This is a genomic window from Alcaligenes sp. (assembly GCF_050255915.1).
Lineage (GTDB): Bacteria > Pseudomonadota > Gammaproteobacteria > Burkholderiales > Burkholderiaceae_B > Alcaligenes > Alcaligenes aquatilis.
The window spans coordinates 378851-398571 of record NZ_JBFWIQ010000001.1 but is presented as its reverse complement, the minus strand read 5'-3'; the positions used below and the strand labels follow the sequence as shown (position 1 = coordinate 398571).

Genomic DNA, 19721 nt, shown 5'->3' with positions numbered 1-19721 from the left:
GCCCTTTTCCAACAACACCCTGAAAGTCTATCAGAAGTTCAGAGCGCGTTTGTCCACTGCCAAGGCCGCTTCTTTCAGGGCTTCGGACAGGGTTGGGTGAGCATGGCAAATACGGGCGATATCTTCAGACGCGCCACGGAATTCCATGATTGCTACGGCTTCAGCCACCAGCTCGGAAGCCACAGGGCCCACAAAATGTACGCCCAGGACTTCGTCAGTCTTGGCATCAGCCAGAACCTTCACAAAGCCGGTGGTGTCACCCAGCGCGCGGGCACGGCCGTTGGCCAGGAAGGGGAAGCTGCCCGCACGGTATGCACGGCCTTCGGTTTTCAACTGCTGCTCGGTTTTGCCAACCCAAGCAATTTCGGGGGAGGTGTAGATAACCCAAGGCACGGTATCGAAGTTGACGTGAGGTTGCTGACCAGCCAGACGCTCGGCCACCGCCACACCTTCTTCTTCGGCTTTGTGGGCCAGCATAGGGCCACGGACCACGTCACCCACCGCCCAGATACCTGGCAGGCTGGTGGCGCAATCGTCGTCCACAACCACGAAACCACGCTCATCCAGTTTCAGACCAATAGTATCTGCACCCAGACCGGCGGTATTAGGCACACGGCCAATGGAGACGATCAGCTTGTCGGCTTCCAGCTTGTGCTCGGCACCAGCGGCGTCCACGTAATTGATGGTGACCTGTTTGGCCGTCTTTTTGATTTCGCCAACTTTCACGCCCACATTGATCTTCAGACCTTGCTTGGTGAACGCTTTCAGGGCTTCCTTGGCAACATCGCGATCCACAGCGGACAGGAACTCGGGAGCCCCTTCCAGAATGGTGACTTCGGCACCCAGGCGACGCCACACGCTACCCAGTTCCAGACCAATCACACCGGCGCCGATAACGGCCAGCTTCTTGGGAACCTTGGGCAGACGCAGAGCGCCGTCGTTGGACAGAATCTGCTCTTCGTCGAACTCGGCGCCCGGCAAGGCACGAGCCGAACTACCCGTAGCGATGATGACGTTCTTGGCAACCAGCTCTTCGGCGTTGGCACCGGCCACGTTCACCGACCAGCCGCCATCAACCTTGCCGCCAAAGGAGGCGGTACCGTGGAAGAAGTTAACTTTGTTCTTTTTGAACAGGTACAAGATACCGTCGTTGTTTTGCTTGACGACGACGTCTTTGCGACCGACCAGCTTGTCCAGGTTCAGTGACACACCTTTGACATCCACGCCGTGCTCGGCCAGATGCAGATTGGCATGCTCGAAGTGCTCGGACGACTGCAACAAGGCTTTGGAAGGAATGCAACCTACGTTGGTGCATGTACCGCCAGGAGCGGGTTTGCCTTCAGCGGTGGACCAGGCGTCCACGCAAGCGACGCTCATACCCAGTTGAGCAGCACGGATAGCGGCGATGTAGCCACCAGGGCCGGCACCAATTACGACAACATCAAATTGCTTAGCCATAAAAATTCCATAAATGTGAAAAAGGCAGACTGGACCGTCCAGAAGTCAGGCGGGAAAGAATCAGGCGGTGTAAATCCGCCCCCAGGGCCTTAAACAAAGCCGGCCAAGGCTTAGAAACAAGCACTTGGCCGTAAACATACTAGACTGAAACGACCACGTGCTTAGACGTTCAGCAACAAACGCTGAGGATCTTCCAGCGCTTCTTTCATGGCTACCAGACCCAGAACGGCTTCGCGGCCGTCGATGATGCGGTGATCGTAGGACATAGCCAGGTAGTTCATGGGGCGAACCACGATCTGACCGTTCTCAACCACAGCACGGTCCTTGGTGGCGTGAATGCCCAAGATGGCGGACTGAGGTGGGTTGATGATCGGGGTGGACAGCATGGAGCCGAACACACCACCGTTGGAGATCGAGAAGGTACCGCCTGTCATTTCTTCCAGGGTCAGTTTGCCGTCACGAGCACGGGCACCGAAATCAGCGATTTGCTTTTCGATGTCAGCAATCGACATTTGATCAGCGTTACGCAGGATAGGCACCACCAGACCGCGTGGGCTACCAACGGCCACACCGATGTCGAAGTAACCGTGGTAGATCACATCTTTGCCATCGACCGAAGCGTTCAGCACGGGGTATTTCTTCAAAGCGGCCACAGCGGCTTTCACGAAGAAGGACATGAAGCCCAGCTTGACGCCGTGCTCTTTCTCGAACTGATCCTTGTACTTCTTGCGCAAATCCAGCACCGCTTGCATGTTCACTTCGTTGAACGTGGTCAGCATGGCGTTTTCGGATTGCGATTGCAGCAAACGCTCGGCGATACGAGCACGCAGACGGCTCATGGGCACGCGCTGCTCTGGGCGGCCGTCCAGGGACAACGTAGCAGGAGCAACAGGAGCGGCAGCAGGCTTGCTGGCAGCAGCGGCGTTGGCTTCCAGAGCGTCACCCTTGGTGATGCGACCGCCACGACCGGAACCTTCCACGGAGCTGGCTTCCACACCTTTCTCAGCCAGGATCTTGGCAGCGGCAGGCGAAGCAACCGAGGAAGCGGCGGAGCTGGCAGCAGGAGCAGCAGCGGCTGGGGCAGCCGCAGGAGCAGCTTCTTCAGCGGCAGCGGCAGGAGCAGCAGCGCTGGCCTTGCCTTCGGAGTCGATACGAGCCAGTACGTCGCCGGAGGTAACGGTGCTGCCGTTGGCCTTGACGATTTCGCTCAGCACGCCCGAGGCAGGAGCGGGAACTTCCAGGACAACCTTGTCGGTTTCGACTTCGATCAGGATTTCATCAGCCTGAACCATTTCGCCAGGTTGTTTTTTCCACTCCAGCAAGGTTGCTTCGGAGATGGATTCAGAAAGTTGGGGAACCAGAACGTCAGTAATTGCCATGATTATATTTTCCGTATTTAAAATTTGGGGTGCGTTATTTGGTCAGCATGAAGCCTTTGCGAGCGCCGAAAGCCTGCTCCAGCAGTGCTTTGTGCTGTTCCTGGTGTTTGGCCAGGTAACCAACAGCGGGCGAAGCGGACGCGGCGCGGCCGGCGTAACCCAACTTCTGACCTTCGGTCATGTTCTCGTAGATGTGATGCTGAACGTAGAACCATGCACCTTGGTTTTGAGGTTCGTCCTGAACCCAGATAACTTCCTTGGCGTTGCTGTACTTGGCCAGCTCAGCCTGGAAGGCTTTGTGGGCAAATGGATACAACTGCTCCACACGGATAATGGCAATATCGTTGCGCTCCAGCTCTTTGCGGTGGTTCACCAGATCGTAGTAAACCTTGCCCGAGCAAGCCAGAACACGTTTGACAGCGGCTGCATCAATCGCCTGATCCGTTTCACCGATCACAGGCATGAAGTGGCCTTCAGCCAGATCGCTCAAGGGCGAAGTAGCATCTTTATTACGCAGCAAGGACTTGGGTGTCATGATGACCAAGGGCTTGCGGAAAGGACGGATCATCTGACGACGCAGAACGTGGAAGATCTGGGCGCCGTTGGTGGGCTGAACAACCTGGATATTGTTGTCTGCGCACAGTTGCAAGAAACGCTCGATACGGGCCGAGGAGTGCTCAGGACCCTGACCTTCGTAGCCGTGTGGCAGCATCAGAGTCAGACCGCAATGACGGCCCCACTTGGCTTCACCCGACGTAATGAACTGGTCAATAACAACCTGGGCACCGTTGGCAAAGTCGCCGAACTGGGCTTCCCAGATAGTCAAAATATTAGGTTCTGCCGAAGCATAACCGTATTCAAAGGCCAGCACGGCTTCTTCGGACAAGACCGAGTCGATCACCGTGAAGGTGGCTTGACCTTCGGAGACGTTTTGCAAAGGAATGTAGGTACCGTCGTTCCAGCGCTCACGTTTTTGATCGTGCAGCACAGCGTGACGGTGCGTGAACGTACCACGGCCCGAGTCCTGGCCGGTAATACGGATGGCGTAGCCATTGTTCACCAAGGTTGCAAAGGCCAAGTGCTCGCCCATGCCCCAGTCCACTTGAGCTTCACCGCGTGCCATGGCACGACGATCGTTCAGCATGCGGTTAACCAGTGGGTGAACAGTAAAGCCCTCTGGCACGGTAGTCAGTTTTTCACCGATGCGTGTCAGCTCGGACATCGGCAAGGCGGTGTCAGCCTGGTCAGTCCATTTGGCGCCCAGGAAAGCGGACCAGTCGGTGGCGTACTTGTTCTTGTAGTCTGTCAGAACAGGTTCAACCGTGCGCTTGCCGTCTTCCATCAATTGACGGTAGCTCTTGACCAGATCTTCGGGCTCGTTCTCGGACAGAATGCCTTGAGCAACCAGCTTGTCGGCGTACAGCTTGCGCGTACCGTTGTGCTGACCAATTTTCTTGTACATCAGCGGCTGGGTCATCGAGGGAGTGTCTTGCTCGTTGTGGCCCAGTTTACGGAAGCAGACGATATCAACCACGACGTCGTGCTTGAACTCGCGGCGGAAATCCAGAGCCAGCTGAGTCACGAACACCACGGCTTCTGGATCGTCGCCGTTGACGTGGAAGACAGGGGCTTCAATCATCTTGACCACATCCGTGCAATACAGTGTGGAACGTGTATCGCGTGGGTCAGAGGTGGTGAAACCGATCTGGTTGTTAATCACGATGTGCAGCGTGCCACCGGTACCGTAGCCACGGGTCTGGGCCAGGTTCAGTGTTTCCATGACCACACCCTGACCGGCAAAAGCCGCGTCGCCGTGAACCAGCACAGGCAGAACCTGGCTGCCGTCCTCGTCGCTACGACGATCCTGACGGGCACGAACCGAACCTTCGACCACTGGGTTAACAATTTCCAGGTGGGAGGGGTTAAAGGCCAAGGACAAGTGAACCGGACCGCCACGGGTGGACAAGTCACTGGAGAAACCGTTGTGGTATTTCACGTCGCCGTCGGTCAGACCTTCAGCGTGACGGCCTTCAAATTCGGCAAACAGGTCACCGGGCATTTTCCCCATGATGTTGACCAACATGTTCAGACGACCACGGTGAGCCATACCCACAATGATTTCCTGAACGCCGTTCTCGCCTGCGTGGTTGACGACTTCATCCATACAAGCGATGAAGCTTTCACCCCCTTCCAGGGAGAAGCGTTTCTGACCTACGTATTTGGTGTGCAGGAAGCGCTCCAGGCCTTCGGCCTCGGTCAGCTGCTTCAAGATATTGCGTTTTTGCTCAACGTTGAAAGAGCCTGTGCCATGCACTGACTCCAGGCGCTGCTGGATCCAACGCTTGACCACCGGGTCGGTGATATACATGAACTCTGCGCCCACCGAACGGGAATACGTGTCACGCAAGGCCTTGAGCATGTCGCGCAGCGTCATGGTGTCGGCTTTGGTGAAGTAGGTGTTGGTGGCGGAGTAGACCTGGTCCAGATCTGCTTCGGTCAAGCCGTAGAAAGCAGGGTCCAGTTCAGGGATGCTGGGGCGTTCGGAGCGCTTCAGAGGATCCAGATCAGCAATGCGTGCACCCAGGGAGCGGTAAGCAGCAATCATGGACTGAATCGACACTTGCTTCATGGCAACTGTCAGGTCCGGTGCTTGCGCGCTGGTCAGGAAGGCATTGGCTTTGGCTCGTTGGGCGAAGGACTCGACAATAGGCGCGTGAGCTTGATCGCGGGTGCTGTCGCGGCCGTCAGTAGCTGGCTGATGCTGTAGTTGATCGAAGTACTCGCGCCATTGGTCGGCGACAGAGCCTGGGTTGTCGAGGTAGGACTCGTAGAGTTCTTCGACGTAAGGAGCATTGCTCCCGAACAGATAAGAGTTACTGAGCAGTTCTTTTTGCGATGACATTATTACGCTTCACCTATCCGAGTGTTTCACTCGTGTTGAGATGCAGGAAAACCTTCCGCGACACGGACCTCGCCGGTTAGCGGATAGCAGGAGCAGAAGGCAACGTAGGACGCCTTATACAAGCCGTATCGATCTAGTATAACGCCGCACACAAAAGGCGCAATTAATGACATCTAAAATGCTTAGGGACTACATCAGACCGTTGGCATTAACAAACACATCGATCTATCACAGGGGCGAATTCTTACAAAAGAAGCGCCTCAAATCATGATTGACACCTCTGGCCCGCCCCACATGAAGGAAAAATTCCGATATGCTAAACGGGTGCAGCAAGTACGCGCTTCGCGGGCCCCTTTTCCACCAAACTGAGCCCTGCCTGCCCTTGGTCACCTTGAGGCAGGCAGCCAGCGTTGCCATCACATATGCTGTCTATAACAAATCAGCACCTACCTGGTGACTGTATTTCTTATAAATTAGATTCACTTTTACACTAGAAAATCCTATCAGGAGCTTTACCAACATGGATGCCAACGCCGATCTGGCCAAACTTGCGCTGGACTATCACGCGTATCCCACGCCCGGGAAAATCTCGGTGGTCCCCACCAAGACCCTAGCCAATCAAGATGACCTCTCGCTAGCCTACTCCCCCGGCGTCGCATCTGCTTGCATGGCCATCCACGCCGAAGGCGAAGAAGCCGCCGCCAAGTACACCTCGCGCGCCAACCTGGTTGCCGTGGTCACCAACGGTACCGCCGTGCTGGGTCTGGGCAATATCGGCCCGCTGGCCGCCAAGCCCGTCATGGAAGGCAAAGGCTGCCTGTTCAAGAAATTCGCTGGCATCGATGTGTTCGATATCGAACTGAATGAAACCGATCCGGACAAGCTGGTCGACATCATTGCTGCGCTGGAGCCCACCCTCGGTGGTGTGAACCTGGAAGATATCAAGGCCCCCGAGTGCTTCTATATTGAGAAGAAGCTGCGCGAGCGCATGAGCATTCCCGTGTTCCACGACGACCAGCACGGTACAGCCATCATCTCGTCCTCCGCTGTCCTGAACGGCCTGAAGGTCGTCAACAAGAGCATCGCCGACATCAAGCTGGTTTGCTCGGGTGCGGGCGCTGCTGCCATTGCCTGCCTGGACCTGCTGGTGGCCCTGGGCGTGAAACAAAGCAACATTTTCGTGGCTGACTCGCGCGGCATCATCTGGAAAGGTCGCGACGAAAACATGGAGCCCAACAAGGCTCGTTACGCTCAAGAAACCGATGCCCGCACGCTGGCCGATGCCATGGTGGATGCTGACGTGTTCCTGGGTTGCTCGGCTCCTGGCGTTCTGAGCGCCGATATGGTCAAGACCATGGCCGACAAGCCACTGATTCTGGCCCTGGCCAACCCCGAGCCTGAAATTCGCCCTGAAGTGGCCAAGGCTGCCCGCCCTGACTGCATCATCGCGACCGGCCGTTCGGATTACCCGAACCAAGTCAACAACGTGCTGTGCTTTCCCTTCATCTTCCGTGGTGCCCTGGACGTTGGTGCCAGCGTGATCAACGAGGAAATGAAGCTGGCTTGCGTGAAAGCCATTGCCGAGCTGGCCCAGGTCGAGCAAAGCGACGATATGGCAACCGCTTACGGCGGCGAAGATCTGCGTTTTGGTCCTGAGTACATCATCCCCAAACCGTTTGATTCCCGTCTGATCGTTCAGATCGCTCCGGCCGTGGCCCAAGCGGCGATGGACTCCGGCGTTGCCGCCCGTCCTATCGAAGACATGGATGCCTACCGTCAGAAACTGATCGCCATGACCTACCACACCGGCCCGCTGATGCGTCCGTTGTACATGCAGGCCAAGGCCGCGCCCAAGCGCATCATTTACGCTGACGGCGAAGACGAGCGCGTATTGCGTGCCGTGCAAACCGTGGTGGACGAAAAGCTGGCTCAGCCAATTTTGGTTGGCCGCCCCAGCGTGATCGACATGCGCGTCAAGAAAGCGGGTCTGCGTCTGGAAGCCGGCAAGAACGTACAAATCGTTGATCCTGAAGACGACGATCGCTTCACCGAAACCTGGACCGCCTACTACAAGCTCAAAGCACGTGAAGGCGTCACTCCAGACATCGCCAAGGCCATGATTCGCAAGCACAACTCGCTGATCGGCGTGATGCTGCTGCAACGCGGTGACGCCGACGGCATGATCTGCGGCGTGGCCAGCAACTACGACAGCCAACTGAACTATGTCGAACAAGTCATTGGTCTGAAAAAAGAAGCCCAAACTTTCGCAGCCATGAACGTGCTGATGCTGCCTACACAAACCCTGTTTGTGTGCGACACCCACGTGAACGAGAACCCTACAGCCGAGCAAATCGCCGACATGACGATCCAGGCTGCTGAGGAAGTTCGCCGTTTTGGCGTGGTGCCTCGCGTTGCGCTCTTGTCGCACTCGAACTTTGGCAGCCGCCAGACCGAGTCCTCGCGCAAGATGGCCAAGGCTCGTCAGATCCTGGCTGAACGCGCTCCCGACCTGGAAGTGGACGGCGAAATGCACGCTGACTCCGCCTTGTCCGAGAAGATCCGCCTGAAAGCCTTCCCCGACAGCACGCTGCGCGGTTCGGCCAACCTGCTGATCACGCCTAACCTGGACGCCGGCAACATCACCTACAACATGCTGAAGATGACCGGTAGCAACGGTGTGGCCATGGGCCCCATCCTGCTGGGTGCAGCTCGCCCCATCCACATCCTGACCACCAGCGCCACGGTGCGTCGCATCATCAACATGACAGCCCTGGCTGTTGTGGATGCCCAGCAAGAAGCCCAGCAAAACAGCTAATCCTGTTTAGCTATAAAAAAACCGGATGTCGCATAAAGCGACATCCGGTTTTTTATTCCTTATTCAAGCCCTGTTATGTACGACAGGCGCTCGCGTTACGCCATCGCCGGAGCCATTTGACGGCCCCGAGACAAGCTCAAACCACCGATGGTCACGGCCAGAAAAACAGCGGCAGCCAGCCACCAACCTACGGCACCTGTAATCAAAGCCTGCCCAATCAAGCCGGCCTGAATAACGTAATAAACCATGGGAATCAGGGTCTTGCGCACAATTTCCCCTTCTCGTCCCAACATGCCAACCACGGCGCCCGCCGCCACGACGTTATGCACACAAATCATATTGCCAGCCGCGCCGCCGACTGCTTGCAGGGCCACAACGATGGCAGACTGATCCACACTCAAACCAATTTGCTGGGCTGTCGAGAACTGGAAGTACGAGAACATCATATTGCTGACCGTATTAGAGCCAGCGATAAAGGCCCCCAAACCACCTACCCAGGGTGAAATCGTTGGCCACGCTTGACCGGCAGCAGCAGCCGCACCTTGGGCCAGGACCAAGGGCATGCTGGCAATCGAGCCATCGGCAGCAGCCGAATTGATGAACACTTGCACCATAGGCACAGCCAGCAACAAGGCAGGCGCAGCACTGCCCATGGTGCGCAGCGATTGCGTGACCCCTTGCATATACTGCTGTCCATTCATACGAAAGATGGCGATACATGCCAGGGACACCAGAATCAAGATCGCACCTGGTGAAAACAACAACTGTACCGACGTTGTAATATTCGTACCAAACAACGCTTCAATCTTGATCGTCGCAGACGGACCGGTCAGCCAGGCTTTCACAGCAGGGACAGTCCGGGTAAAAATCAGCAGCAACACAACCAGCACATAGGGCGAGAAGGCTCGCAGCACAGAAAACGTCTGCTTGCTTTCAACATTGTCCATGGCAACCGTGCCCAGCCAATGGGAAGGCCACTGACTGCGATCGGGGAAGTCAAAGGTCTTGGATGGCGCAAACCAGCCCTTGCGTGCTGCCGTCACGACAATCACCAGCCCTACCATCGCGCCCAGCATGGACGGAAACTCTGGCCCCAAAACCACTGCAATCAAGTAATACGGAACAGTGAAAGCCACGCCGGCAAACAAGGCAAATTTCCAGGCGCCCAAGCCTTCCGCGAAGGACCGGCGCTCACCAAAGAAACGCGTCAACAAGCCGCACAGCAACAAAGGAATCACAAAGCCGGTCAAAGCATGAATCAGTGCCACGTTCTCGACAATCTGCTGCAAATACTCCATCGGCTGCATAGGAGCGATGGCCGCGGCCACATCAAGCTTGTTATCGACCCCCGAGCGCACACCGACCAGCATGGGTGTGCCAACCGCGCCAAACGAAACCGGTGTGGACTGAATGACCAGGACCGACATCACGGCCGCCATCGCGGGAAATCCCAAAGCCAGCAGCAAAGGGGCACCGACAGCAGACGGTGTTCCAAAACCCGATGAGCCCTCAATCAGGGATCCAAATAACCAGGCCACAATAATGACCTGCACACGACGGTCAGGTGAAATATCCATAAAACCCTGGCGAATGGCTGCTAGCGCGCCGCCCACCTTGAGGGTGTTCAGCAGCAGGATGGCTCCAAAGACAATGAACAGCAAGGTCAGAGCGATCATCACCCCGTTGAGCGTGGCTGCAGCAACAACCTCGGCCTGGCTGCCCCACGCGAACAAAGCCAGCAAGGCTGTCACAATATAGGCCGTACCCATAGACAGTTTCGCCGAGCGCCCCAGCACCACCATCAACAAAAACACAACCAACAATGGCGCCAGGGCCATCAGGGTGTATAAAAGATTCATCTCCAGTTCTCCTTCGTATCGATCGCACGTTGTGTGGAAAGCGCCCTAAGACCATGGTGTCAGCCTCGGCTTAGTGCAGCCCCCCTCTTGTTGTCGCTTGGAGAATGATAGAGGTATTACCACTTTTTATTTACCGGCATAAACCCTGATATTTTTAGCCTTTTTCACCCCTATACTGGCACTAAAAACAAGAATTGGTCTTACCACTTAGAATTAATTTATGACTACACACGCTAAAACACGTCTCTCAGACCAGATTACGGAAAAAATTATCCAGCTCATCCAGCAAGAGCAACTGCAGCCTGGTGACCGGATTCCCTCCGAGCGCCAGTTAGCCGACCAACTGAATGTGTCCCGCGTACCCATACGGGAAGCACTACGCACACTCAGTTCACAGGGTGTCTTGTTTACGCGTCGAGGAGGCGGCACCTTCGTGCAGAAAAGCGAATTGATCAATTGGCCCGCCCAAGCCATCGCTCCTTTGGAGCAACTCCTTAGCCAGGACCCCTTGTATCGCTACGATGTGCTGGAGGCACGGCGAGCCTTGGAGGCCAGTACGGTTTGGCACGCTGCCATGCGGGCCACACAAGAGGATAAAAAACGGATCAAGCAGTGCTTTGACATCATGGTTGAGCACCAACAAAATCAGGATACCGAGCTATCAGCCCGCGCTGATGCTCATTTTCACTTGGCGATTGCCCAAGCCTCTCACAACGTGGTGCTCTTGCAGATCATGAATGGCCTGTTCCAACTGGTCTTTTCCACCGTCAAGGAAAACCGCCGTGCCATGTTCGAGTTCGACAATGCACGCGAAGTAGAGATACTGACCCAACAGCATGAAGCCGTAATGAACGCTATTTTGGAAGGCAATGCTGATCTGGCCCGAGACCAGATCAACAGGCATCTGGATCATGTGCAGGCCAAAGTCCGGCAGTCAGAAGAAAATAGTGCCCGCGAGCAGCGGCTCTCCCGTTTCAACCACCAGCTCCTGCAGCCCTGAACCCTGGTCTGTACTGGATTCGTTGTATCAAGAGCATGTCTGAACAGTGCCCCGATAAAGAAAAAAAGGGCGAAAAAAAAGTGCACCACATATTGGTGCACTTGCGTAAAACCAGGGGCTCAGTTAGCACAATGACTACTGATACCTGGATTGATCCAGGCCTCTGAGCCCACCGTGATTAACGCTGATCAGGTACGTCGCGCTGGGTTGGGCCCACGTACAGCTGACGTGGACGACCGATCTTGTAATCTGGATCGGACAACATTTCGTTCCACTGAGCGATCCAGCCTACGGTACGAGCCAGGGCGAAGATAGCGGTGAACAAGGATGTTGGAATACCAATAGCACGCTGAACAATACCCGAGTAGAAGTCTACGTTGGGGTACAGCTTGCGTTCGACGAAGTACGGATCTTCCAGAGCAATACGCTCCAGTTCCATGGCCAGTTTGAACAGAGGATCGTTCTCCAGGCCCAGGGCCTCCAGAACTTCCTTGCAAGTCTCTTGCATCAGCTTGGCGCGTGGGTCGTAGTTCTTGTAGACACGGTGACCAAAGCCCATCAAGCGAACGCCCGAGTTCTTGTCCTTGACCTTCTCCATGAACTCGCCAACCTTGTCAATGCCGCCGTTGGCTTGCAACTCTTCGAGCATGTTCAGGCAAGCTTCGTTTGCACCACCGTGGGCAGGACCCCACAAGCAGGCAACACCCGCAGCAATCGCAGCGAAAGGATTGGTGCCAGACGAACCGCACAGACGCACGGTGGAAGTCGAGGCGTTTTGCTCGTGATCTGCATGCAGGATGAAGATACGATCCAGAGCACGCTCAACCACTTCGTTGACCTTGTAATCTTCGCAAGGGGTAGCGAACATCATGCGCAAGAAGTTGCCGGTGTAGGACAAATCATTCTTGGGATAGATGAAAGGCTGTCCCAAAGAATACTTGTACGCCATCGCAACCAAAGTAGGCAGCTTGGCGATCAAGCGGATAGCCGACACATGACGGTGATGAGGATTGGTGATGTCTGTGGAGTCATGGTAGAACGCCGACAGGGCACCGACCAGGCCAGTCAGTATTGCCATGGGGTGAGCGTCCGGACGGAAGCCACGCAGGAAATGCTGCATCTGTTCCTGAACCATGGTGTGGTTCGTGACCAGGGAATCAAACTCCTGCTTCTGATCTGCGTTTGGCAAGTCGCCGTTCAGGATCAGGTAGCACACATCCATGAAATCGCACTTTTGTGCCAACTGGTCGATCGGGTAACCACGGTACATCAACTGGCCTTTGTCGCCGTCAATGTAGGTGATACCGGATTCGCAAGCCGCCGTTGCCATAAAGCCGGGGTCATAGGTAAACATACCTGTCTGACCGTAGAGCTTACGGATATCGATCACGTCCGGACCTACGGTGCCCTTGTGTACAGGGAACTCAACCGAAGGGCTACCGTCGGAGAAGGATAGCGTGGCTTTTTTATCTGACAATTCCATCACTTTTTTCCTCAATGGTTATAGCTTTCGCATAATGTCTACTAGTCGCTGAATGTCCGGTGTGGCGTACTGCCCTTCTGGCTCGGAGCGAGCCAGAAGGACATCCAGCAAAACTGTATCGTCCATTTCGAACAAGCGGGTCAGGGCCGAGACGTCCTGATCAGTCAGCTCGTTTTCGTATTGATCCAGAAAACGGGTGATCATCAAGTCGTTTTCAAGCAAGCCCCGGCGCGCACGCCAACGCAGGCGCGCACGCTCCAATTCCGTCAATGTTCTCATCGGTACATACCCACCTTTTTAGATACCGCGACGCACCAGCATTTCTTTGATCTTGCCGATGGCATGCGATGGGTTCAGTCCTTTTGGACAGACGTCCGTGCAATTCATGATCGTGTGGCAGCGGAACAAGCGGTATGGATCTTCCAGATTATCCAGACGCTCACCCGTTGCTTCGTCACGCGAGTCAGCAATGAAACGATAGGCTTGCAACAAACCAGCAGGACCGACGAACTTGTCAGGATTCCACCAGAACGATGGGCAAGAGGTCGAGCAGCAGGCGCACAGAATGCACTCGTACAGACCATCAAGCTCCTCGCGGGCTTCAGGCGTTTGCAAACGCTCTTTCTCTGGAGGAGGCGCATCGTTGATCAGGAACGGCTTGACCGAATGGTACTGATCGAAAAAGTGGGTCATGTCCACGATCAGGTCACGGATAACCGGCAGACCTGGCAGTGGGCGCAAGACCACAGGTTCTTTCAAGTCGCGCATGTTGGTGGTGCAGGCCAGACCGTTCTTGCCATTGATGTTCATGGCATCGGAACCGCACACACCTTCACGGCAGGAGCGACGCAGCGCCAGGCTGTCGTCCATGTCGTTTTTAATGCGCAGGATCGCATCGAGCAGCATCTTGTCGGTAGGTTCCAGCTCGACTTCGATTTTCTGCATGTAGGGACGCTCGTCCTTATCAGGATCGTAGCGATAGATTTCAAATTTGACCTTACGTTTTTGGCTCATGTCAGTATCCTGCTTAGAAAGTCCGGGCCTTGGGCGGAATCGTTTCGGCTGTCAGAGGCTTCATCTGGACAGGCTTGTACTCCAGACGGCTGCCTTCCGAGAACCACAAGGTGTGACGCAGCCAGTTTTCGTCGTCACGTTCTGGGTGGTCGTTCAGGGCATGAGCACCGCGACTTTCCGTACGATTGGCGGCCGACTTCGTCGTGGCACGAGCCACTTCGATCATGTTGGCCACTTCCAGCGCTTCAATACGGGCGGTATTGAACACCTTGGACTTGTCTTTGAAGTAGATATCCTTGACTTCGGGAACCAGGGAATCGATCTGGTCGACCCCCTTGTGCAGCAGATCCAGAGTACGGAACACGCCGCAGTGGGCCTGCATGGCCACACGGATCTTGTTGCCCACGTCCTGCGCCTTTTCGCCCGACGTACGGGACTCCAGACGGTTGACGCGCTCCAGCGAGAACTCGATAGAGGACTCGTTGATTTCCTGGTGGGAGTGATCTTTCTCGGGGTGCGAATCCACAATATGGTTGCCCGCAGCACGACCGAACACGATCAGGTCCAGCAGGGAGTTCGTACCCAGACGGTTGGCACCGTGCACGGAAGTCGCGGCACATTCACCGATAGCGTACAGACCGTTGACGATCTTGCTCTCGCCTGTAGGTGTCTGGGTTACAACCTGACCGTAATAGTTCGTGGGGATACCGCCCATCTGGTAGTGGATGGTTGGAACCACGGGGATCGGGTCTTTGATGGGGTCCACATTACCGAACTTGATCGCGATTTCGCGAATCGAGGGCAGACGTTTCTTGATGACGTCGGCACCCAAGTGATCCAGTTTCAGAACCACGTAGCTGCCATCGCCACAACCGCGGCCTTCCTTGATTTCCTGGTCCATGGAACGGGACACGAAGTCACGTGGGGCCAAGTCTTTCAGGGTGGGAGCGTAACGCTCCATGAAGCGCTCGCCGTCTTTGTTCAGCAAGATACCGCCTTCACCACGCACACCTTCGGTAATCAGCACACCTGCACCGGCAACGCCAGTGGGGTGGAATTGCCAGAATTCCATGTCTTGCAAAGGCAGGCCGGCACGAGCAGCCATACCCAGGCCGTCACCGGTGTTGATGAAAGCGTTGGTGGAAGCCGCCCAGATACGGCCAGCGCCACCGGTCGCCAGCACCACGCGCTTGCCTTCCAGAATGTAGATTTCGCCGGTTTCCATTTCCAGAGCGGTCACGCCCAGAACGTCGCCAGCTTCGTTACGCAGCAGATCCAGCGCCATCCATTCCACGAAGAACTGGGTACGGGCAGCCACGTTACGCTGATACAGGGTGTGCAACATGGCGTGACCGGTACGGTCAGCAGCGGCACAGGCACGTTGAACCGGTTTTTCACCGAAGTTGGCAGTGTGACCACCAAATGGACGCTGGTAAATCGTACCGTCCTGGTTACGGTCAAACGGCATACCGAAGTGCTCGAGCTCGTACACAGCGTGAGGAGCTTCACGGCACATGAATTCGATGGCGTCTTGGTCGCCCAGCCAGTCCGAACCCTTAACGGTGTCGTACATGTGCCAGTACCAGTGGTCCTCGCTCATGTTACCCAAAGAGGCACTGACACCACCTTGAGCCGCCACGGTGTGGGAGCGGGTTGGGAACACCTTGCTGAGCACGGCAACGGACAAGCCGGCCTGAGCCAATTGCAGGGAACAACGCATACCGGCGCCACCGGCACCGACCACCACTACGTCAAACTGACGGCGGGGCAAAGATTTTGTGATGGAAGCCACGGTTTAGAGACTCCAGATAATTTTTGCAAAAAAGACGACACTGGCGACCAGCCACAGCAAGGTCAACACTTGCAGAAACAAGCGCAGGCCAGCGGGCTTGACGTAATCCATCCAGATGTCACGCACACCGATCCAGGCGTGCCAGGACAAGGACAGAAAGAACAAAGTTGCCAGCAACTGACCCAGAGGCAGGGAGCCGACCGTGAACGAGAACAGGCCGCGCCAGGTCTCGAAATTCAGTTCACTGCTAAACAGAATGCCGCCGATGATGACCACGGTGTAGATGGCCATGATGACTGCGGTAACACGCTGTGCCAGAAAGTCCAAGGTACCGTAGTGGGCACCCACTACCAGGCGGTTTACGCCAATGCGCTCACGATTAGCCATTACCACACCCCAAACAGTTTCAAACCAAACACAACGGTCAGCGCCAAGCTAACCCCGAACACCAGACCGGCCGATTTCTTGGCGGACTCTTTGTCGTTACCCAGGTGCAGGTCCAAGGTCAGATAGCGGATACCGGCACAGAAGTGGTGCAGGTAACCCCAGATGAGGACCAGAAGAATCAGCTTACAGACAGGGTTGTCGACGTAGCTGCGCAAGGTCTCGAAAGACTCTGGAGAGCTGACGCTCAAAGAGAACAGTGGCAATAAAACGAGCGGCAGGCAAAGAAACAGCAATGCACCACTGACACGATGCAAAATCGACGATTTTGCAGCCAGGGGCATGCGGTAGCTCAATATCTGCGGCAAGCTGACATTGCGATACTGCGGACGCTGCTTGGGTGCGGTATCAGACATGATGGCCTCGAAGTAGATAAAAAAAAGTCATAAAATTTTTAACCTTGGTATTTTCACCTATTTGACACTACGGTGCAGTATCAAATACCGTATGCCGCCGAACTAGCTAAGCGTGTTTCGGTAATGAAAGCGCTCGGTCAGGTACAAACCCCGGCGCAATTCCATCGGTCGATCACCATAGGTATAGGACACGCGTTCCACGTGCAGGAGCGGCGAGCCGACAGCGACCTGCAGGACCGAGGCGGCCTCTGCGGTCGCACTGACAGCACCAATCTTTTCATCGGCGCGCACCATGCTCACGCCAAACTTGCTCTCGAACCAGGCATACATCGGGCCCCTGTTCTGCTCAACAGCTTCCAGGGTCAGCCCCTTAAAGACAGAGCCGGGAAGCCAGATATCGTCAAAAATAGTCGGGGCCTGATCAAAGGACAGGACACGACGCAGGTTCACCACCATATCGGAGGTGCGCAAATCCAGCAGCACAGCCACATCCGTGGGCGCTTTCATGCGGCGGACATCCAGAATACGGCTTTGGGAAGCAACGGGTTTGCCATCGTCCGGGGCCAGGCGCAAAAAGCGAAAGCGCACGCGGGCCTCGTGATGGGTGGCCACAAAAGTACCCTTGCCCTGGCGACGAATCAGGAGGTTGTCAGCCGCCAATTCGTCAATGGCCTTGCGTACCGTCCCTTGGCTGACCTGAAAACGGGCGGCCAGCTCCAGCTCGCTGGGGATGGCTTCGCCGGGCTTCCATTCGCCACGATCCAGCCCCTGCAGCAACAAAGCCTTGATCTGTTGGTACAGAGGGCTATAGGCCGCGCTAGGAGCGGATTTTTCGATTTCCTGGGCGCGTAGCGGCGGCACGTTATCAGACATGGGGCTCATAAAAAATGCGCGATCAATACAGCCTGCAGCGCGCATTTGTTCATAAAATAGACAGTGCACTAATTTTCGCATGACCGGCCCCGAATGTCTAACGCTCTTATGTCTTATATAAGATATAAGACGTTTGACGCCGCTATCGTTTTGGTCTAGTCTGCGCAGTGAAAAAAGAGGCTTTTCCTCTTGCGAAAAACCATTTTCCACGCCAGCCGTCCGGTCTGCAAAAGATTTAAACTGTGTTTTTCGTCACCGTCTTCAAACCCAAAAACGGAGTCTCACTCTCATGTCCAAACCCGCAATGCGCGTCGCCGTTACCGGCGCTGCTGGCCAGATTGGCTACGCCCTGCTGTTTCGCATCGCTTCTGGCGAAATGCTGGGCAAAGACCAGCCTGTAATCTTGCAGTTGCTGGAACTCGCCGACGAGAAAGCCCAAAAGGCCCTGAAGGGCGTCATGATGGAACTGGACGATTGCGCCTTCCCGCTGCTGCAAGGCATGTCCGCCCACAGCGACCCTGAAACCGCATTCAAAGATGCTGATATCGCCCTGCTGGTCGGTGCCCGTCCTCGCGGCCCAGGTATGGAGCGTAAAGACCTGCTGGCCTTCAACGCCCAGATCTTCACCGCCCAAGGCCGTGCCCTGAACAAAGTGGCCAGCCGCGACGTCAAGGTTCTGGTTGTCGGCAACCCTGCCAACACCAACGCCTACATCGCCATGAAGTCCGCTCCTGATCTGCCAGCGAAGAACTTCACCGCCATGCTGCGTCTGGACCACAACCGCGCCCTGTCGCAGTTGGCCACCAAATCCGGCAAGGCTGTTGCTGACATCGAAAACCTGATTGTTTGGGGCAACCACTCGCCCACCATGTACCCTGACACCCGCTTTGCCACGGTGAACGGTGAGAAGATTGACGCCATCATCAACGATCAGGCCTGGAACCGCGAAACCTTCATCCCCACCGTGGGCAAACGCGGCGCTGCCATTATCGAAGCCCGTGGCCTGTCCTCGGCTGCTTCGGCTGCCAACGCGGCCATCGACCACGTGCGTGACTGGGTCCTGGGCTCCAACGGCAAATGGGTCACCATGGGTGTTCCTTCGGACGGCTCCTACGGCATTCCTGAAGGCATCATCTACGGCGTCCCTGTCACCACCGAAAGCGGTGAGTACAAGCGTGTTGAAGGTCTGGAAATCGACGCCTTCTCGCGTGAGCGCATGGACCACACCCTGAACGAGCTGCTGGAAGAGCGTGACGGTGTGAAAGACCTGCTGGGTTAATTAAGCCGCCAGTGTCTGCAATCCCCGCCTGATCGGCGGGGATTTTTTTTGCCTGATGCCTACCGTCTAATGTGTGATACCTGACGCCTGATCTCTAACGCCTGCTACTCGATGCTTAGTGCTTGATGCTGAATGCTGGAACTCAACACGTAGAACCAGGATCCTGCTATTAACATCAAAGCAGTACTAAGCACTCACTACTTGCGTTCTACAAGCTCTGCACAATACTAGCGTGGACCGCCCCCATCGCCTTGACCTTGCTGCGAAGGCTGCACGTACACCACCATACGCAAATGGCGGCTCTCATCAATGATGAGCGAGGTTTGCTCAAACTCGCGCCGCTCTCCTTGCACCGTCAAGCAAAGCCGTCCACCGCAAGGCGGCTGCACATCATGCTGCTCCCACCCTATTTTGAACTCGGGTGACACACGCTTGAGCTCATCGGCCAACTCATGAATATCCGTGCCTTCCGTTGCGCGAGCAAAATCACGGCGAAAACCAGACAACATCGCCAAAGCCTGTGCTTCCCAGGGTACAAAGCGTGCGTGCAAAGCGGGGTTCGTAAACATCTGCCACAGCAGATTGCGCTGCCCCTGCGGATACGCCCCCAAGCCCAGCACCTCATCGGCCAAAGAATTAAAGCCCAGGACATCCCAGCGCAGATTCAAAACAAACGCTGGATGAGGCAAATCATGCATCAAGCGTCGCACCAAGGGCGGCAAAACACACCAGGTGACTCCTGGCTCGGCAGGCAGGCGTTCATGGGCCAGCAAAAACAAGTGGCGCCGTTCGGCGGCGTCCAGTTTCAAGACACGAGCCAGATTATCCAAAAAGCGGGCCGACACTCCGATATCACGCCCTTGTTCCAGCCAGGTGTACCAGGTCAGCCCGACCCCTGCCAACGCGGCGACTTCCTCACGACGCAGCCCCGGAGTCCGACGGCGTCCTCCACTGGGCAAACCCACTTCCTCCGGCAAGAGGCGTTCACGGCATGCACGCAAGAAGGCTGCCAAATCCGGACGAGTTCGTTCCAGCGTTCTCATGACTCAAGACCCCATTGCTTTAAG

The 19721-nt window shown here is 55.9% G+C and carries 15 protein-coding genes; 3 read left to right on the top strand and 12 right to left on the bottom strand.

Annotated elements, in window-relative coordinates:
• Positions 1–30: 30 nt before the first annotated feature.
• The 3 genes from lpdA to AB7E06_RS01765 all read right to left on the bottom strand — a co-directional run bounded on the left by lpdA (position 31) and on the right by AB7E06_RS01765 (position 5739).
• On the bottom strand, positions 31–1458 hold the full coding sequence (gene lpdA / locus AB7E06_RS01775) for a dihydrolipoyl dehydrogenase (protein WP_094195955.1): 1428 nt from the start codon (positions 1456–1458) through the stop codon (positions 31–33).
• A 161-nt stretch (positions 1459–1619) separates the two neighbouring features.
• Positions 1620–2837, bottom strand: a complete 1218-nt coding sequence (odhB, locus tag AB7E06_RS01770) for a 2-oxoglutarate dehydrogenase complex dihydrolipoyllysine-residue succinyltransferase (RefSeq protein ID WP_094195954.1) — start codon at positions 2835–2837, stop codon at positions 1620–1622.
• Positions 2838–2871: 34 nt separating this feature from the next.
• Positions 2872–5739 (bottom strand): 2-oxoglutarate dehydrogenase E1 component, encoded by a 2868-nt coding sequence (locus tag AB7E06_RS01765; protein ID WP_108727918.1) that lies wholly within the window; start codon positions 5737–5739, stop codon positions 2872–2874.
• Positions 5740–6259: 520 nt separating this feature from the next.
• On the opposite strand from AB7E06_RS01765, the gene AB7E06_RS01760 reads away from it, so the two are divergent.
• On the top strand, positions 6260–8554 hold the full coding sequence (locus AB7E06_RS01760; RefSeq protein WP_108727919.1) for an NADP-dependent malic enzyme: 2295 nt from the start codon (positions 6260–6262) through the stop codon (positions 8552–8554).
• A gap of 95 nt (positions 8555–8649) precedes the next feature.
• On the opposite strand, the gene AB7E06_RS01755 is transcribed toward AB7E06_RS01760, so the two are convergent.
• Positions 8650–10413 carry an L-lactate permease gene (locus tag AB7E06_RS01755; protein WP_094195951.1) on the bottom strand — a complete coding sequence of 588 codons (1764 nt, stop codon included), beginning with the start codon at positions 10411–10413 and terminating at the stop codon, positions 8650–8652.
• A 220-nt stretch (positions 10414–10633) separates the two neighbouring features.
• Here AB7E06_RS01755 and lldR point away from each other — a divergent pair, with 220 nt between their 5' ends.
• Positions 10634–11413, top strand: a complete 780-nt coding sequence (gene lldR / locus AB7E06_RS01750; RefSeq protein WP_094195950.1) for a transcriptional regulator LldR — start codon at positions 10634–10636, stop codon at positions 11411–11413.
• Between the two features lie 178 nt (positions 11414–11591).
• Here lldR and gltA read toward each other — a convergent pair whose 3' ends face one another.
• From gltA to AB7E06_RS01715, 7 genes are all read right to left on the bottom strand, one after another.
• Positions 11592–12896: a citrate synthase gene (gene gltA / locus AB7E06_RS01745; RefSeq protein WP_094195949.1), complete on the bottom strand. Its 1305-nt coding sequence runs from the start codon at positions 12894–12896 to the stop codon at positions 11592–11594.
• Between the two features lie 18 nt (positions 12897–12914).
• Positions 12915–13175, bottom strand: a complete 261-nt coding sequence (locus AB7E06_RS01740) for a succinate dehydrogenase assembly factor 2 (RefSeq protein WP_003802528.1) — start codon at positions 13173–13175, stop codon at positions 12915–12917.
• Positions 13176–13193: 18 nt separating this feature from the next.
• Positions 13194–13910 carry a succinate dehydrogenase iron-sulfur subunit gene (locus AB7E06_RS01735; protein WP_094195948.1) on the bottom strand — a complete coding sequence of 239 codons (717 nt, stop codon included), beginning with the start codon at positions 13908–13910 and terminating at the stop codon, positions 13194–13196.
• 13 nt (positions 13911–13923) lie between these two features.
• On the bottom strand, positions 13924–15702 hold the full coding sequence (sdhA, locus tag AB7E06_RS01730; protein ID WP_094195947.1) for a succinate dehydrogenase flavoprotein subunit: 1779 nt from the start codon (positions 15700–15702) through the stop codon (positions 13924–13926).
• A gap of 3 nt (positions 15703–15705) precedes the next feature.
• The gene (gene sdhD / locus AB7E06_RS01725; protein WP_094195946.1) at positions 15706–16089 is read right to left on the bottom strand and encodes a succinate dehydrogenase, hydrophobic membrane anchor protein; all 384 of its coding nucleotides are present in this window, start codon (positions 16087–16089) and stop codon (positions 15706–15708) included.
• A complete protein-coding gene (gene sdhC, locus AB7E06_RS01720) occupies positions 16089–16502 on the bottom strand; it encodes a succinate dehydrogenase, cytochrome b556 subunit (RefSeq protein WP_094195945.1) in 414 nt (137 codons plus the stop codon). Before sdhC ends, sdhD begins: the two co-directional genes overlap by 1 nt.
• A gap of 102 nt (positions 16503–16604) precedes the next feature.
• Positions 16605–17375, bottom strand: a complete 771-nt coding sequence (locus tag AB7E06_RS01715) for a GntR family transcriptional regulator (protein ID WP_094198283.1) — start codon at positions 17373–17375, stop codon at positions 16605–16607.
• Between the two features lie 289 nt (positions 17376–17664).
• Between AB7E06_RS01715 and AB7E06_RS01710 the strand changes: the two genes are divergently transcribed.
• Positions 17665–18654: a malate dehydrogenase gene (locus AB7E06_RS01710; protein ID WP_427954856.1), complete on the top strand. Its 990-nt coding sequence runs from the start codon at positions 17665–17667 to the stop codon at positions 18652–18654.
• A gap of 227 nt (positions 18655–18881) precedes the next feature.
• Here the strand turns inward: AB7E06_RS01710 and AB7E06_RS01705 are convergent, their stop codons facing one another.
• Positions 18882–19697, bottom strand: coding sequence for a helix-turn-helix transcriptional regulator (locus AB7E06_RS01705; RefSeq protein ID WP_427954854.1), 816 nt, complete (start codon positions 19695–19697; stop codon positions 18882–18884).
• Positions 19698–19721: the final 24 nt, after the last annotated feature.

Coding starts and splice junctions, on each gene's coding strand:
- odhB (WP_094195954.1), bottom strand. CDS start 2,837: ATGGCAATTACTGACGTTCTGGTTCCCCAACTTTCTGAATCCATCTCC.
- AB7E06_RS01710 (WP_427954856.1), top strand. CDS start 17,665: ATGTCCAAACCCGCAATGCGCGTCGCCGTTACCGGCGCTGCTGGCCAG.
- AB7E06_RS01705 (WP_427954854.1), bottom strand. CDS start 19,697: ATGAGAACGCTGGAACGAACTCGTCCGGATTTGGCAGCCTTCTTGCGT.
- AB7E06_RS01715 (WP_094198283.1), bottom strand. CDS start 17,375: ATGTCTGATAACGTGCCGCCGCTACGCGCCCAGGAAATCGAAAAATCC.
- AB7E06_RS01735 (WP_094195948.1), bottom strand. CDS start 13,910: ATGAGCCAAAAACGTAAGGTCAAATTTGAAATCTATCGCTACGATCCT.
- gltA (WP_094195949.1), bottom strand. CDS start 12,896: ATGGAATTGTCAGATAAAAAAGCCACGCTATCCTTCTCCGACGGTAGC.
- AB7E06_RS01765 (WP_108727918.1), bottom strand. CDS start 5,739: ATGTCATCGCAAAAAGAACTGCTCAGTAACTCTTATCTGTTCGGGAGC.
- AB7E06_RS01755 (WP_094195951.1), bottom strand. CDS start 10,413: ATGAATCTTTTATACACCCTGATGGCCCTGGCGCCATTGTTGGTTGTG.
- lpdA (WP_094195955.1), bottom strand. CDS start 1,458: ATGGCTAAGCAATTTGATGTTGTCGTAATTGGTGCCGGCCCTGGTGGC.
- sdhC (WP_094195945.1), bottom strand. CDS start 16,502: ATGTCTGATACCGCACCCAAGCAGCGTCCGCAGTATCGCAATGTCAGC.
- AB7E06_RS01740 (WP_003802528.1), bottom strand. CDS start 13,175: ATGAGAACATTGACGGAATTGGAGCGTGCGCGCCTGCGTTGGCGTGCG.
- lldR (WP_094195950.1), top strand. CDS start 10,634: ATGACTACACACGCTAAAACACGTCTCTCAGACCAGATTACGGAAAAA.
- AB7E06_RS01760 (WP_108727919.1), top strand. CDS start 6,260: ATGGATGCCAACGCCGATCTGGCCAAACTTGCGCTGGACTATCACGCG.
- sdhD (WP_094195946.1), bottom strand. CDS start 16,089: ATGGCTAATCGTGAGCGCATTGGCGTAAACCGCCTGGTAGTGGGTGCC.